15 protein-coding genes and 1 pseudogene are annotated in these 13,610 nt (G+C 69.5%); 14 read left to right on the top strand and 2 right to left on the bottom strand.

The features are described from left to right. From ACILQS_RS12320 to ACILQS_RS12300, 5 genes are all read left to right on the top strand, one after another. On the top strand, positions 1-867 hold an 867-nt coding region (locus ACILQS_RS12320), incomplete at its 5' end, for a glycosyltransferase family 2 protein (RefSeq protein ID WP_395640423.1). Next, a complete protein-coding gene (locus ACILQS_RS12315) occupies positions 864-2,036 on the top strand; it encodes a hypothetical protein (protein ID WP_395640422.1) in 1,173 nt (390 codons plus the stop codon). The genes ACILQS_RS12320 and ACILQS_RS12315, both read left to right, overlap by 4 nt. An 18-nt stretch (positions 2,037-2,054) precedes the next feature. Then, positions 2,055-4,046, top strand: coding sequence for a threonine--tRNA ligase (gene thrS / locus ACILQS_RS12310; RefSeq protein ID WP_395640421.1), 1,992 nt, complete (start codon positions 2,055-2,057; stop codon positions 4,044-4,046). A gap of 1 nt (position 4,047) precedes the next feature. Continuing rightward, on the top strand, positions 4,048-4,617 hold the full coding sequence (locus ACILQS_RS12305) for an HIT family protein (protein WP_395640420.1): 570 nt from the start codon (positions 4,048-4,050) through the stop codon (positions 4,615-4,617). A gap of 84 nt (positions 4,618-4,701) precedes the next feature. Next, on the top strand, positions 4,702-5,919 hold the full coding sequence (locus ACILQS_RS12300; protein WP_395640419.1) for a DUF222 domain-containing protein: 1,218 nt from the start codon (positions 4,702-4,704) through the stop codon (positions 5,917-5,919). 16 nt (positions 5,920-5,935) lie between these two features. On the opposite strand, the gene pdxY is transcribed toward ACILQS_RS12300, so the two are convergent. Further along, the gene (gene pdxY, locus ACILQS_RS12295; protein ID WP_395640418.1) at positions 5,936-6,787 is read right to left on the bottom strand and encodes a pyridoxal kinase PdxY; all 852 of its coding nucleotides are present in this window, start codon (positions 6,785-6,787) and stop codon (positions 5,936-5,938) included. Positions 6,788-6,896: 109 nt separating this feature from the next. Between pdxY and pdxS the strand changes: the two genes are divergently transcribed. The 3 genes from pdxS to ACILQS_RS12280 are packed head-to-tail and all read left to right on the top strand — an operon-like array spanning position 6,897 to position 9,048. After that, positions 6,897-7,814, top strand: coding sequence for a pyridoxal 5'-phosphate synthase lyase subunit PdxS (gene pdxS, locus ACILQS_RS12290; protein ID WP_395640417.1), 918 nt, complete (start codon positions 6,897-6,899; stop codon positions 7,812-7,814). Between the two features lie 6 nt (positions 7,815-7,820). Next, positions 7,821-8,414: a pyridoxal 5'-phosphate synthase glutaminase subunit PdxT gene (pdxT, locus tag ACILQS_RS12285; protein ID WP_395640424.1), complete on the top strand. Its 594-nt coding sequence runs from the start codon at positions 7,821-7,823 to the stop codon at positions 8,412-8,414. Between the two features lie 25 nt (positions 8,415-8,439). Then, positions 8,440-9,048, top strand: coding sequence for a hypothetical protein (locus tag ACILQS_RS12280; protein WP_395640416.1), 609 nt, complete (start codon positions 8,440-8,442; stop codon positions 9,046-9,048). A gap of 11 nt (positions 9,049-9,059) precedes the next feature. Here the strand turns inward: ACILQS_RS12280 and ACILQS_RS12275 are convergent, their stop codons facing one another. Next, positions 9,060-9,515: a hypothetical protein gene (locus ACILQS_RS12275; protein ID WP_395640415.1), complete on the bottom strand. Its 456-nt coding sequence runs from the start codon at positions 9,513-9,515 to the stop codon at positions 9,060-9,062. Between the two features lie 77 nt (positions 9,516-9,592). Between ACILQS_RS12275 and ACILQS_RS12270 the strand changes: the two genes are divergently transcribed. From ACILQS_RS12270 to ACILQS_RS12245, 6 genes and pseudogenes are all read left to right on the top strand, one after another. Next, positions 9,593-10,354, top strand: coding sequence for a YebC/PmpR family DNA-binding transcriptional regulator (locus ACILQS_RS12270; protein WP_395640414.1), 762 nt, complete (start codon positions 9,593-9,595; stop codon positions 10,352-10,354). Between the two features lie 77 nt (positions 10,355-10,431). Then, complete coding sequence (gene ruvC / locus ACILQS_RS12265) at positions 10,432-11,004, top strand: crossover junction endodeoxyribonuclease RuvC (protein WP_395640413.1); 573 nt, start codon at positions 10,432-10,434, stop codon at positions 11,002-11,004. Then, positions 11,001-11,627 carry a Holliday junction branch migration protein RuvA gene (gene ruvA, locus ACILQS_RS12260; protein ID WP_395640412.1) on the top strand — a complete coding sequence of 209 codons (627 nt, stop codon included), beginning with the start codon at positions 11,001-11,003 and terminating at the stop codon, positions 11,625-11,627. Before ruvC ends, ruvA begins: the two co-directional genes overlap by 4 nt. Continuing rightward, positions 11,624-12,661: a Holliday junction branch migration DNA helicase RuvB gene (gene ruvB, locus ACILQS_RS12255; RefSeq protein ID WP_395640411.1), complete on the top strand. Its 1,038-nt coding sequence runs from the start codon at positions 11,624-11,626 to the stop codon at positions 12,659-12,661. The genes ruvA and ruvB overlap by 4 nt, the downstream gene beginning before the upstream one ends. Positions 12,662-12,733: 72 nt before the next feature. Further along, positions 12,734-13,162 carry a preprotein translocase subunit YajC gene (gene yajC / locus ACILQS_RS12250; RefSeq protein ID WP_395640410.1) on the top strand — a complete coding sequence of 143 codons (429 nt, stop codon included), beginning with the start codon at positions 12,734-12,736 and terminating at the stop codon, positions 13,160-13,162. Between the two features lie 81 nt (positions 13,163-13,243). Next, positions 13,244-13,610 (top strand): annotated as a pseudogene (locus ACILQS_RS12245) (protein translocase subunit SecD); the annotation flags it as partial.

Genomic DNA, 13,610 nt, shown 5'->3' with positions numbered 1-13,610 from the left:
GACGCCGAAGACGCGCCCGATCCCGACCAGCTGAAGAAGTGCGTCGTCGCCTTCCGTCGTGGCGGGGAGAAGACGGTGTGCGTGCAGGCCGCGCTCAACTACTTCAACGCCGACGAGAACGCGCTCACCCGCATGTTCACGCTCGAGTACAACTACTGGTTCGACTACATGCTGGCCGGCCTCGACGCCGCCGACCTGCCGATCCCGCTCGGTGGAACGAGCAACCACTTCCGCACCGACGCGCTCATCGAACTCGGCGGGTGGGACCCCTACAACGTCACCGAGGATGCCGACCTCGGCATCCGCGCGAGTGCGATGGGCTACCGGGTGGGCGTCGTCAACTCGACGACGATGGAGGAGGCGAACACCTCCATCCCGAACTTCATCCGCCAGCGCAGCCGGTGGATCAAGGGCTACATGCAGACGAGCCTCGTGCACGCGCGCCGCCCGGTGACCCTCATCCGGAGGATCGGCCTGCGCCGGTTCGCGAGTTTCACGCTGCTCATCGCGGGCACGCCGATCACCTTCCTCGGGGTGATCCCGCTGTATGTGCTGACGGTCTTCACGATCGTCATCCCGACGGAATGGTTGAGCCCCTTCTTCCCGGTCTGGCTGCTCTGGATCACGCTCGTCAACTTCATCATCGGCAACTCGGCGATGGTCTACCTGTCGATGATGGGTCCGTACAAGCGGGGGACGTTCGACCTCATCCTCTGGTCGCTGCTCAACCCGGTCTACTGGGTGCTGCACTCGGTGGCGTCGTACAAGGCGCTCTGGCAGCTGCTGTTCAAACCGCACTACTGGGAGAAGACCGAGCACGGCCTCACCACCCAGTCGCACGACGGAGCCGCCCAGGTGGGGTCATGAGCGCCGTCGCGGTCGACGATGCGGGTCGCCGGGTCCGCCGCCGTGCGCCGCGGACCCGCCTCGACGCGTTCCCGCGCGACCCGCTGCGCCGCTGGTCGCTGCGCTTCGGGCTCGCCGTGCCGTACCTGTTGCTCGCCTGGACCGGCGCGGCGACGACCGACGGGGCGAACCTCGTCACCCCGAATGGGCAACTCCTCGACCACGTCGCGACGATTCCGTGGGACCGCGCCGACCCGGAGTGGATCGGTCAGATCTTCCCGCCGCTGTCGACGCTGCTCGCGACGCTCCTGCCGGGTGGACGCGCCGGGCTCGCCGTCGCCGGGGCGCTGATCGCCGGGATCTTCCTCCAGAAGATCCTCGAGATCATGGTGCAGCGGGGGTTCTCCCGGAGCACGATCGTGATCCTGACCCTCGCGATCGGGGCGAACCCGCTGTTCGCGTACACGGCGCTGGAGAACTTCGCCGCATTCCTCGGGCTCGCCTTCTTCGGACTCGCCGCCTCCGACGTCGTGCGGTTCGTCTCGTGGCGCAACACCCGGTCGGGCTTCCGCGCCGGGATGCTGCTGATGCTCGCGACACTGTCCGATCTCAGCGGTCTGCTCTACGTGACCACCCTCGCCGTCGCCGCGCCGTTCCTGCGGCTCGCCCGGGTCGAGCAGAAGGGCGCCCGCAGCGCCAACGTGCTGGTCATCATCTATCCGACGATCTCGGCGATCTCGGCGATCCTGTTCATCAACTTCGTCTTCACCGGATCGGTGCTCACCCCGCTCGGTCGCGGCATCCTCGACGGCATGCCCGAACGGCTCGCATCGCTCGGGGCGCTGTTCACGACCCCGGCCGGCTGGCTGCTCGCCGCCCCCGTGCTCAGCGCGTGGATCATGGCGATCCTCGTGCGCCGGCCCCGCGCCATCCTCGTCTCGACGCTCGCCTTCGCCGCCATCCTCGGCGCCGACGTGCTCGGGCTGTTGCCGGCCGGCTCCGCCGGCAACAGCTTCATCCTCATGACCGTGCTCGCGATCGCCCTCATCCCGACGGCGAAGGACCGGCTGACGACGGTCCTCGTCGACATCGTCGCCGTGCTGCAGATCGCGATCGCCTGGGCGACGGCGTTCAGCCGGGAGATCGTCGTCGACTGGATGAGCGCGGTGGTGGGCGCCTTCGGCGGCTGAGCGCACGGTGGGCGCCGGATGGGCGCGGCGCGCGCCGCTATCGTTGAGCGGGTGAGTGCCCAGCAGTCGTCCCATACGACCGGTTTCGACCTGTTCCCCGACCGCTCTGTCGTCGCGATCCGCGTCAACGGCGAGCTCAAGGACAAGGCGACGACGGTCACCGAGACGGATGCCGTGGAGCCCGTCGAGGTCGACTCGCCCGACGGCCTGAACATCCTGCGGCACTCGACCGCCCACGTGCTGGCCCAGGCGGTGCAGAAGGTCGATCCCGACGCGAAGCTCGGGATCGGCCCGCCGATCACCGACGGCTTCTACTACGACTTCGACGTCGCCACCCCCTTCACCCCGGAGGACCTCCCGGCGATCGAGAAGGAGATGGACCGCATCATCCGCTCGGGTCAGCGATTCGTGCGCCGGGTCGTCACCGAGGAGGAGGCGCGCGCCGAACTCGCGGGGGAGCCGTACAAGCTCGAGCTCATAGGGCTCAAGGGCGGCGACGACGACGAGTCGGTGGAGATCGGCGGGGCCGAACTCACGATCTACGACAACGTCGACCGCGAGGGTGTGACCGTCTGGAAGGACCTCTGCCGCGGCCCGCACGTCTCCAACACCGGGGCACTCGGCGCGCACAAGCTGATGCGCATCGCCGCCGCGTACTGGCGCGGCTCGGAGAAGAACCCGCAGCTGCAGCGCATCTACGGCACCGCGTGGCCCGACAAGGGCGCGCTCAAGGCGCACCTGGAACGCCTCGAGGAGGCCGCCAAGCGCGACCACCGCAAGCTCGGCAAGGAGCTCGACCTCTTCTCGTTCCCCGAGGAGATCGGATCCGGTCTCTCGGTCTGGCACCCGCGCGGCGGCGTCATCCGCATGGAGATGGAGCAGCACGCTCGCAAGCGCCACGTCGAGGCCGGGTACACCTACGTCTACACGCCGCACATCACCAAGAAGGACCTGTTCGTCACCTCCAACCACCTGGTGACCTACGCGGACGGGATGTTCCCCCCGATCGTGATGGACGAGGAACGCGACGCCGACGGCACCGTCACCAAACCGGGCGTCGACTACTACCTCAAGCCGATGAACTGCCCGATGCACATCCTCATCTACAAGGAGCGGCAGCGCAGCTACCGGGACCTGCCGATGCGGCTCGCCGAGAACGGCACGGTCTACCGCAACGAGCTCTCCGGTGCCCTGCACGGGCTCACCCGGGTGCGCGGCTTCACCCAGGACGACTCGCACCTCTTCGTCACCCCCGACCAGCTCGAAGCCGAGACTACGAAGGTGCTCGAGTTCGTCATCTCGATGCTGCGCGACTTCGGGCTCGACGACTTCGAACTCGAGCTCTCGATGCGCGACGACGAGAAGACCAAGTGGCTCGGCTCCGACGAGTTCTGGGAGTACTCGACCAACGCGCTGCGGCACGTCGCGCAGGCGAGCGGCCTGAAGTACACCGAGGTGCCCGGTGAGGCCGCGTTCTACGGGCCGAAGATCGACCTCAAGACTAGGGATGCGATCGGCCGGGTCTGGCAGCTCTCCACCGTGCAGGTCGACGTCAACCTGCCCGAGCGCTTCGAGCTCGAGTTCACCGATCGCGACGGACAGAAGAAGCGCCCGATCATGATCCACCGCGCCCTGTTCGGGTCGATCGAGCGGTTCTTCGCGATCCTGCTCGAGCACTACGCGGGAGCGTTCCCGGTGTGGCTGTCGCCCGTGCAGGTCGTCGGCATCCCGGTTGCCGAGGACTACGCCGACTACCTCGGCGAGGTCATCGACCGGTTGAAGGGCGAAGGCGTGCGCGCCGAACTCGACGTGAGCGACGAGCGGATGCAGAAGAAGATCCGCACCCACACGCAAGGCAAGGTGCCGTTCCAGCTGATCGCGGGGGAACAGGACCGCGCGGGCGGCACGGTCAGCTTCCGCTTCCGCGACGGGACGCAGGACAACGGCGTTCCGATCGAGGATGCCGTGGCGCGCATCCACGAGGCGATCGACTCGCACGCGCAGGTCTGACGTGCCGTTCCCTCCCGACTACGACGGCACCGAGTATCCGGCGGCCGAGTCGTCGCTGGGGCTCGCCGGCATCCCGGACGGTTTTCAGCGGCTGTGGACCCCGCACCGGATCGCCTATATCGAGCAGGGCGGCGCCGCCCCGGGCGACGACTGCGTGTTCTGCACGGCGCCGACCATGAGCGACGAGCAGGCGCTCATCGCGTACCGCGGGGAGCTGGCGTACGTCATCCTCAACCTCTTCCCCTACAACTCCGGGCATCTTCTCGTCGTGCCGTATCGCCACATCGCGACCTACGACTCGGCGACGGCCGAGGAGGTCGCCGAGATCGGGGCGCTGACGCAGACGGCCATGCGCGTGCTGGCTGCGACGTCGCGCGCCGACGGCTTCAACATCGGCATGAACCAGGGGGCGATCGCCGGCGCCGGCATCGCCGCGCACCTGCACCAGCACGTCGTGCCGCGCTGGGCGACCGACGCGAACTTCTTCCCGATCATCGCCCAGACGAAGGCGATCCCGCGGTTGCTCGGCGAGGTCCGCGACGAGATCGCCGCCGCCTGGCCTGCTGCATAACGAATCGGTCACAAAGCCGGCTCGCGTCGCGGAACCCGATCGTTTCGAGGCGCGATTGTCGGTGGTCTTCGATGTCGTGAGGGCATGAGCACCCGAGCGATCGACGACACGCGGGCCGACGACCGCGTCGACTTCGCGCTCGCGCGCGCGGAGGTCGCCTCCAGCCAGTTGAACCGCCTGGCAGCAGAGCGGATGTCGGCCGTCGTGTCCGTCATCCGGGAGGCGCGCCGCCATCCCGACACCTATGTGGTCGTGCGTGACGAGGCGACTGCACGCGACATCTCGTTCGCCGTCGAGGCGGCGATCGCCGACCTCGCCGTTCGCCTCTCGCTGAGCGAGTCGACGGTCGGCGCGCTCGTGCGTCGCGGAGAGCTCGTCACCACCCGGGCGCTGCCCGTTTGGAACCTCTTCCGCGAGGGCGAGATCTCGCCGGAGAACGTCGCATGCGTCGCGGATGTACTCGACAGCCTTCCCGAGAACGAGATGTGCGACGCCCGGGTCGCCGATCGCGCGGCGGAGCTCGCCGGTCTCGTGCCCTCACGCTTCCGCGAGCGGATGCGCGCATTCCGCGATCGCGTGCACCCGGAGTCGCAGACCGAGCGGCACGAGCGGGCGCGCGCGGCCCGGCGCACCTGGATCGAGCACGGCGACGACGGCATGGCCTGGCTCGGCATCCATCTCCCCTCGACGGATGCCGAGGCGGCCTGGCAGCGCATCGACGGCATCGCGCGGCAGCTAGCGACCTGCACTGACGAGTCGCGCTCGCTCGACCAGATCCGCGCCGACGCGGTCGCCGACATCCTCACCGGGCGGAATGACCCGGCAACCGAGCCGCGCGTCACGGTCGGCGTGCTCGTTCCGGTGCTGACGCTTCTCGGCGAGGGCGATCAGCCGGCGACGCTGGAGGGCCGCATTCCGATCGATCCCGAGACGGCCCGTCGACTCGCCGTGAAGGCCCCGTCGTTCCACCGCATCCTCACGCATCCCGTGTCGAGCGCCGTGCTCGACGTCGACCGCACCAGCTACCGACCGCCGGCCGACCTCGCCCGGGTACTCGCCCTGCGGGACGTGACCTGCCGGCACCCCGGCTGCGGCCGCCCCGCGAAGCGTTGCGACATCGACCACACGGTTGACTGGGCGAAGGGCGGCACCACGAGCGTGCGCAACCTCGCGCACCTCTCGCGCCGACATCACACTTTGAAGCACCGCACGCGGTGGACGGTCGAGCAGCGACCCGACGGGGTGATCCGCTGGACCAGCCCCACCGGGTTCGTCGCCGACGCCGATCCGCCGCCGTTCTGAACCGCGACATCCGGGTTCAGCCGATCTGGCGCACCTCGAACTGCATCCGCGGGTGCGCGTACGACTCCTGCGACTCCACGAGCTGCAGTTCGCGCTCGCCCGAGTCCAGGGTGTTCTGCAGCAGGTCGAACACGCTCGACGCCGTGCGCGCGAGGGCGACCGCCGCGTCACCGGATGCCACATAGTGCGCGGTGAACAGCGCCGCCGTGACGTCTCCCGAGCCGTTGGCCTTCATCGGCAGCAGCGGGGTCTGCACGATCCACGCGCCGCGGTCGTCGACGACCATCATCTCGATCGTGTCCGGCTCCCGGTCGGGCCGCTCGACGCTCGTGACGAGCACCGTGCGCGGTCCCATCGCGCGGGCGGCTTGGACCGAGGCGAGCGTCGAGTCGATCGAATCCGGCGAGGTGTCGGTGAGAAAGCCGAGCTCGAACTGGTTCGGCGTGATCAGGTCGGCCACCGGCACGACCCGCTCGCGCAGCAGCACGGGGATTTCCGGGGCCACGAAGCATCCCGACTTCGCGTTGCCCATGACCGGGTCGCACGCGTAGATCGCGTTCGGGTTGGCCGCCTTCACCCGCGCGACGGCGTCGACGATGACGTCGCCGATGCCGACTCCGCCCTGGTATCCGGAGAGGACCACGTCGATCTGCGGGAACACCCCGCGGTCCTCGACCCCCTGGATCACCGCCGCGACGTCGTCCGGTGCGATCAGGGGACCGCGCCACGCGCCATAGCCGGTGTGGTTGGAGAAGTTCACCGTGTAGACCGGCAGCACCTCCACGCCGATCCGCTGGAGCGGGAAGACGGCGGCGGAGTTGCCGACGTGACCGTAGGCGACGGCGGACTGGATCGAGAGCACCTTCATCCGCCGATCCTCCCATCCGCCGCCGCGCGTTTCCGGGGGGTCCAAAATCCGGGCTTTGGCCTGACTGCTCGGCGGCCCCGTTCGCGGCCGCGCCGTAGAATCAGCGGTTATGACCACCACGGCGCCCACCCCCACGGAGTCTTCGACGGAACTCGGCACCAACCGCGTCAAGCGCGGCCTCGCCGAGATGCTCAAGGGCGGCGTCATCATGGACGTCGTCACGGCCGACCAGGCGAAGATCGCCGAGGATGCCGGGGCCGTCGCCGTCATGGCGCTCGAGCGGGTCCCGGCCGACATCCGCGCCCAGGGCGGAGTCGCCCGGATGAGCGACCCCGACCTCATCGACGGCATCATCGCCGCCGTCTCGATCCCGGTGATGGCCAAGGCCCGCATCGGTCACTTCGTCGAAGCCCAGGTGCTGCAGCAGCTCGGTGTCGACTACATCGACGAGTCCGAGGTGCTGTCCCCGGCCGACTACGTCAACCACATCGACAAGTGGAACTTCACCGTGCCGTTCGTCTGCGGTGCCACCAACCTCGGCGAGGCCCTGCGCCGCATCACCGAAGGCGCGGCGATGATCCGCTCGAAGGGTGAGGCCGGCACCGGCGACGTCTCCGAGGCGACGAAGCACATCCGCACGATCACCGGCGAGATCAACGCCCTGAAGTCCAAGACGAAGGACGAGCTGTACGTCGCCGCCAAAGAGCTGCAGGCCCCGTACGACCTGGTCGCCGAGGTCGCCGCGACCGGCAAGCTCCCCGTCGTGCTGTTCACCGCCGGCGGCGTTGCGACCCCCGCCGACGCCGCGCTCATGATGCAGCTCGGAGCCGACGGCGTCTTCGTCGGCTCCGGCATCTTCAAAGCCGGCAACCCGGCCGCCCGGGCCGCCGCGATCGTCAAGGCGACGACGTTCTTCGACGACCCGGCCGAGATCGCGGCCGCGTCGCGCGGGCTCGGCGAGGCGATGGTCGGCATCAACGTCGCCGACATCCCCGCGCCGCACCGCCTCGCCGAGCGCGGCTGGTAGGTCCTGCTGAACAGTTCGGGCCCGCGGGTCGGCGTCCTCGCACTCCAGGGTGACTTCCGTGAACACCTGTCGGTGCTGCGCGGTCTGGGGGCGGACGCCGTGCCGGTGCGTCGCGCCGCCGAACTCGACGACGTGGCCGGGCTCGTCATCCCGGGCGGCGAGTCGAGCGTGATGGACAAGCTCTCCCGCCTGTTCGGGGTCGCCGAACCGTTGAAGGCGCGCATCGCCGACGGGATGCCGGTGTACGGCACCTGCGCGGGACTCATCATGCTCGCCGACACCGTGCGCGACGCGATCACCGGCCAGCAGACCCTCGGCGGCCTCGACGTCGTCGTGCGCCGCAACGCCTTCGGCAACCAGAACGACTCCTTCGAGACCGATCTCGACATCCCGGAGCTCGGAGCCCCGCCCGTGCACGCGGTCTTCATCCGGGCTCCCGCGGTCGAGGTCGTCGGGCCGAATGCGCGTGCCCTGGCGACTCTCGACGACGGCCGAGTGGTCGCCGTCGAGCAGGGGCCGCTGCTCGGCACGGCGTTCCACCCTGAGATGACCGACGACCACCGCTTCCACGCCCGATTCCTGGAACGCATCCCCTCCTGACCGGTACGCGGGGGATGATCGGTGCATGAAGATCTACTCCGATTTCGCCGGCCGTCGTACGCGTCAGATCATCGGCGACGTGCTCGCCCTCGCGGCCATCGCGCTGTGGGTGTGGTTCGGCGTCACCGTCTTCACGCTCGTGAACGGGCTCGCCGTCTTCGGAGTCCAGATGGAGGATGCCGGCGTCGGCTTCGAGCAGACGATGGCCGAGGTGGGGGAGAACCTCGGCGGCGTCCCGCTCATCGGCCCCGGCATCCGGGTGCCGTTCGACGGCGCGAGTGCAGCGGGCGGCACGCTCGCCGAGGCCGGGCAGGCGCAGCAGGACGCCGTGCTCCAACTGGCGCTGACCCTCGGGATCGGCACGGCGGTGCTCCCCGTGCTGATGATCCTCATCGTCTGGCTCGTGCCGCGCATCCTCTTCATCCGCCGCGCCGGTCGCGCGAAGGCTGTCGTGCAGGCCGACGCCGGCATGGATCTGCTCGCCCTCCGCGCGCTCACGACGCAGAAGCTGTCGGCGATCACGAGCATCGACGCCGACGCTCTCGGGGCATGGCGGCGCGGTGAGCCAGATGTCGTGCGCCGGCTCGCGCAGCTCGAACTCCGCGCTTCCGGGGTGAGGCTGAAGGAGGGGTAGTCGGGGAGCGGTCAGAGCGTGTCGGTGCGCAGCGTGACCTCGACCGGCGCGGCCGACGCGACGGCGCGGAACTCGGGTGATCGACGGATGCCCCGTTCGAAGTCGGGAACCCGCGTCGGCGTGAAACACCAGGCGTGCCCGCGGCCGAGTGCGCGGCGGGCGGGCGTCCAGCGGTAGGACAGGCACAGGGTCACCTGCACGATGGGCTGGTCGTCGCCTTCGCGGATCAACTGCCGGGTGACGGCCGCCGTGAACCGCGCGGCGTCGGCATCCGGACCCCACTGCCAGAGCAGCCCGTCGCCGTCCTCGAGGATGCGCGTGTGCTGGGCGCGGTGCGACGCGTAGAAGCCGGTCGCGGCGGTCAGGGCGGTGCCGATGCGCAGCGACTCGAGCTGCTCGCCGACCTCGGCGAGGTGACGCCGGAAGGCATTCTCCGCGAACGAGATGCGGAACCAGCGGGCAGGCACCCCGAGAGCCTAGGACGGCGGCTGGTGAGGCGCCAGCTAAGATCGGCGAGGACTTACAGCAACGAAGAAGGAGCACCGTGAGCGGTCATTCCAAGTGGGCCACGACGAAGCACAAGAAGGCGATCATCGATCAGCGCCGTGCCAAGTCGTTCGCGAAGCTCATCAAGAACATCGAGGTTGCCGCCAAGATCGGCGGTGCCGACCTGGCCGGCAACCCGACCCTGTTCGAAGCCGTGCAGAAGGCCAAGAAGACGTCGGTCCCCAACGACAACATCGACCGCGCGATCAAGCGCGGCGCCGGCATCGGCGGCGAGGCGATCAACTACGAGTCGATCATGTACGAGGCCTACGGCCCGAACGGCGTCGCATTCCTCATCGAGTGCCTCACCGACAACAAGAACCGCGCGGCCGCCGAGGTGCGCACGGCGCTCAGCCGCCAGGGCGGCACTCTCGCCGACCCCGGCAGTGTCGCCTACAACTTCAGTCGCAAGGGCGTCATCTCGATCACCAAGACCGACGGCGTCGACGAGGACGCGATCCTCGAGGCGGTGCTCGACGCCGGTGCCGAGGAGGTCAAGGACCAGGGCGGTGGCTTCGAGGTCATCACCGACCCGTCGGACCTCACGCAGGCGCGCTCGGCGCTGCAGGAGGCGGGGATCGAGTACGACTCCGCGGAAGCCGAGTTCGTGCCGAACCTCGCCGTCGAGGTCGACGCCGACACGGCCCGCAAGGTGTTCCGCCTGATCGACGCCCTGGAAGACAGCGACGACGTGCAGAACATCTTCAGCAACTTCGACATCTCCGAGTCGGTGCAGGCCGAACTCGACGCCGACGACTGAACCCCGCCGGTCGGGGAGCCCGCGCAGCGGGCGTGTCGAGACCCCTCGTTCGTACATGTGTTCGATAGCATGGCCGGATGCGGATCCTCGGAGTCGACCCGGGCCTGACCCGATGCGGCGTCGGCGTCGTCGACGTCGGCACCGATCGACGGGCTCGCTTCGTGCACGCCGGAGTCATCCGCACCCCCGCCGACGACCCGTTGGCGGAGCGTCTCCTCGCCGTCTCCCGCGGCATCGCGGATCTGATCCGCGAGTTCTCGCCCGAGGCGGTCGCCGTCGAGCGCGTCTTCGCCCAGCACAACCTCCGCACGGTCATGGGCACGGCCCAGGCGAGCGGCATCGCCCTCGCCCAGGCGGCCGAGCACGGTCTTCCCGTCGGGCTGCACACCCCGAGCGAGGTGAAGGCCGCGATCACCGGCTACGGGTCGGCGGCGAAGCTCCAGGTCGGCACGATGGTGATGCGCATCCTCGCGCTCGACGAGATCCCGAAGCCGGCGGATGCGGCGGATGCCCTCGCCCTGGCGATCTGCCACGGCTGGCGCGGGGGCGGGGCGTCGACCGGCGCCGTCGCTGGCGGTTCCCTCACCCCGGCGCAGCGCGCGTGGCGCGAGGCGGAGAAGTCGACGGGCAAACGTAGGGTGGCGTCGTGATCTCGTCGGTGCGCGGCCCCGTGCTGAGCCTCGGCTCCACGCCCAGCGGCGGGTCCGTCGTCGTGATCGACGTCGGCGGGCTGGGGTACTCGGTGCTGATCACGCCGCAGCACGCACTCGGCCTGCGCGTCGGGCAGGAGGCGCGGGTGCACACGGCGCTCATCGTGCGCGAAGACGACATGAGTCTCTTCGGGTTCGCGACGACCGACGAGCTGGCGATGTTCGACCTCTTGCGAGGCGTGTCGGGCGTCGGGCCGAAGTCGGCCCTCGGCGTGCTTGCGACGTTGACGCCTGACCAGATCGCTTCTGCGGTCGCCACCGAAGACGACACGCCCTTCCGCAAGGTCTCGGGCATCGGCCCGAAGACCGCGAAGCTCATCGTCGTGTCGCTCGCCGGCAAGATCCTCGCCCCGACCGGGCCGGTCGCCGCGCCGAGCAGCGCCGCATCCACGACCGCTCAGAACGTCGTCGCCGCGCTCGTCGGCCTCGGCTGGAACGAGAAGGTCGCCGTGCAGGCCGTCGACGAGGTGGTCGCGGCCGCTGAAGAGGATGGCGCCCTTCCGGTGCCCGCGCTTCTGCGACTCGCCCTCGCGCGGCTGGGACCCCAGCAGGTGCGGCCGTGAGTGACGAGATCGACACGGGCTTGGTCCGGCCCGCCCCCGAGTCGGAGGCCGAGCTCGCGTTCGAGGGAGCGCTGCGCCCCCGGAGTCTCGCCGAGTTCGTCGGACAGGTGAAGGTGCGCGGGCAGCTCCAACTGCTGCTCGACGCGGCCGCGATGCAGAACCGCACGCCCGACCACATCCTGCTCGCCGGTCCGCCGGGACTCGGCAAGACGACCCTCGCGATGATCGTCGCCCACGAGTCGAACCGCCCGCTGCGGATGTCGAGCGGTCCGGCCATCCAGCACGCCGGCGACCTCGCCGCGCTGCTCTCGAGTCTCGTGCCGGGGGAGGTGCTCTTCATCGACGAGATCCACCGGATGGCCCGCTCGGCGGAGGAGATGCTCTACCTCGCCATGGAGGACTTCCGCATCGACATCATGGTCGGCAAGGGCGCCGGGGCGACCAGCATCCCGCTCGATCTCGCGCCGTTCACCCTCGTCGGCGCGACGACGAGGTCGGGTCTGCTGCCCAACCCGTTGCGCGACAGGTTCGGCTTCACCGCCAACCTGGAGTTCTACGACGACGCCGAACTCGACGAGGTGCTCGCGCGTGCGGCGCGGTTGCTCGACCTCGCGATCCCGCCCGACGCGCGGCGCGAGATCGCCGGCCGCAGTCGCGGCACCCCGCGCATCGCGAATCGCCTGCTGCGCCGCGTGCGCGACTTCGCCCTCGTGCGCGGCGGAGGAGCGGGGATGTCGGCGGTCCACGGCGCCCTCGAGCTCTATGACGTCGACCCGATCGGGCTCGACCGCTTGGACCGCGCCGTGCTCGAGACGATCGTGCACCGGTTCGAGGGTGGGCCGGTCGGTCTGAGCACCCTCGCCGTGAGCGTCGGCGAGGAGGCGGACACCATCGAATCGGTCGTCGAGCCGTTCCTCGTGCGAGTCGGGATGCTCAGTCGCACCCCGCGCGGGCGGGTCGCCACTCGGCGCGCGTGGGACCACCTCGGGATCCGGCGGCCCGACAGCGGGGCGCTCTTCGACGATGACATATGATTCATGGGGTTCGCGCTAGCCCCCTCACTCAGGATCGGCGCGCGACCCCTCGAACCTTCGGAAGGCATCCCCGTGTTCTCAGACCCGCTGTCCCTTGCGCTCATCGCCATCGCCGGCGTGCTCATCGTCTTCATGTTCATCAGCTCGCGGCGTCGCCGTCGCGACGCCGAGACCATGCGCGCCAAGATCGTCCCCGGTGCCGAGGTGATGACCAGCCAGGGCATCTACGGCACCCTCCTCTCGGTCGACGAGGAGAAGAACGAGGCGATCATCGAGACGACGCCGGGCACGAAGCTCCGCGTCCACAGCCAGACGATCGCGAAGGTCGTCGACGAGACCCTTCCCGATGAGGCTGTCGAAGAGGCCGAGATCCTCGAGGCGACCGGTGCGATCACCGATCCCGAGATCGACATCACCGACGAGCCCGAGTTCGGCGAGCGCGACGAGAAGCCGAAGCCGGCCCCGCGGTCGCGCAAGAAGCCGACCGAGCCGACCGAGTAGTCGTAACCCTCATCTCCGGCCGACACGGCCGGAGTGGCGCGCCCGAATCGGCGTGCCCTGAATCGTAGAAAGAAGAGGCGCGTGGCCACGAAGTCGTCGAGCCCCGCACGCAAGGCCGCGCGTTCCCTCGCCTGGCTGGGCGCGATCATCGCCGTCATGGCCGGCGTCGTGGGCGGCGGCGTGATCTGGGGCGGGTGGTCGGGCGCTCCGAAGCTCGCGCTCGACCTCTCGGGGGGCACGCAGATCATCCTCGCGCCGCTCGTCGCGGAGGGCGCCGCCGACGTGACCACCGAGCAGCTCGAACAGGCGGTGTCGATCATCCGTCAGCGTGTCGATGCCACCGGTGTCTCCGAAGCCGAGATCTCGACCCTCGGGAACAACATCGTGGTCGCCATCCCGGGCAAACCGGATCAGGCCACGCTCGACCGCATCCAGGCCTCGGCGAAGC

Origin of the sequence: Pseudolysinimonas sp. (assembly GCF_044239695.1) — a bacterium.
Lineage (GTDB): Bacteria > Actinomycetota > Actinomycetes > Actinomycetales > Microbacteriaceae > Pseudolysinimonas_A.
This window is presented reverse-complemented; position numbering and strand designations above follow the sequence as displayed.

Bases quoted from the DNA above. Each gene is read 5' to 3' on its own strand.
- ACILQS_RS12300 (WP_395640419.1), top strand. From the start codon at position 4,702: ATGAGCACCCGAGCGATCGACGACACGCGGGCCGACGACCGCGTCGAC.
- ACILQS_RS12315 (WP_395640422.1), top strand. From the start codon at position 864: ATGAGCGCCGTCGCGGTCGACGATGCGGGTCGCCGGGTCCGCCGCCGT.
- pdxY (WP_395640418.1), bottom strand. From the start codon at position 6,787: ATGAAGGTGCTCTCGATCCAGTCCGCCGTCGCCTACGGTCACGTCGGC.
- pdxS (WP_395640417.1), top strand. From the start codon at position 6,897: ATGACCACCACGGCGCCCACCCCCACGGAGTCTTCGACGGAACTCGGC.
- thrS (WP_395640421.1), top strand. From the start codon at position 2,055: ATGGGCGCGGCGCGCGCCGCTATCGTTGAGCGGGTGAGTGCCCAGCAG.
- ruvC (WP_395640413.1), top strand. From the start codon at position 10,432: ATGCGGATCCTCGGAGTCGACCCGGGCCTGACCCGATGCGGCGTCGGC.
- ACILQS_RS12280 (WP_395640416.1), top strand. From the start codon at position 8,440: ATGAAGATCTACTCCGATTTCGCCGGCCGTCGTACGCGTCAGATCATC.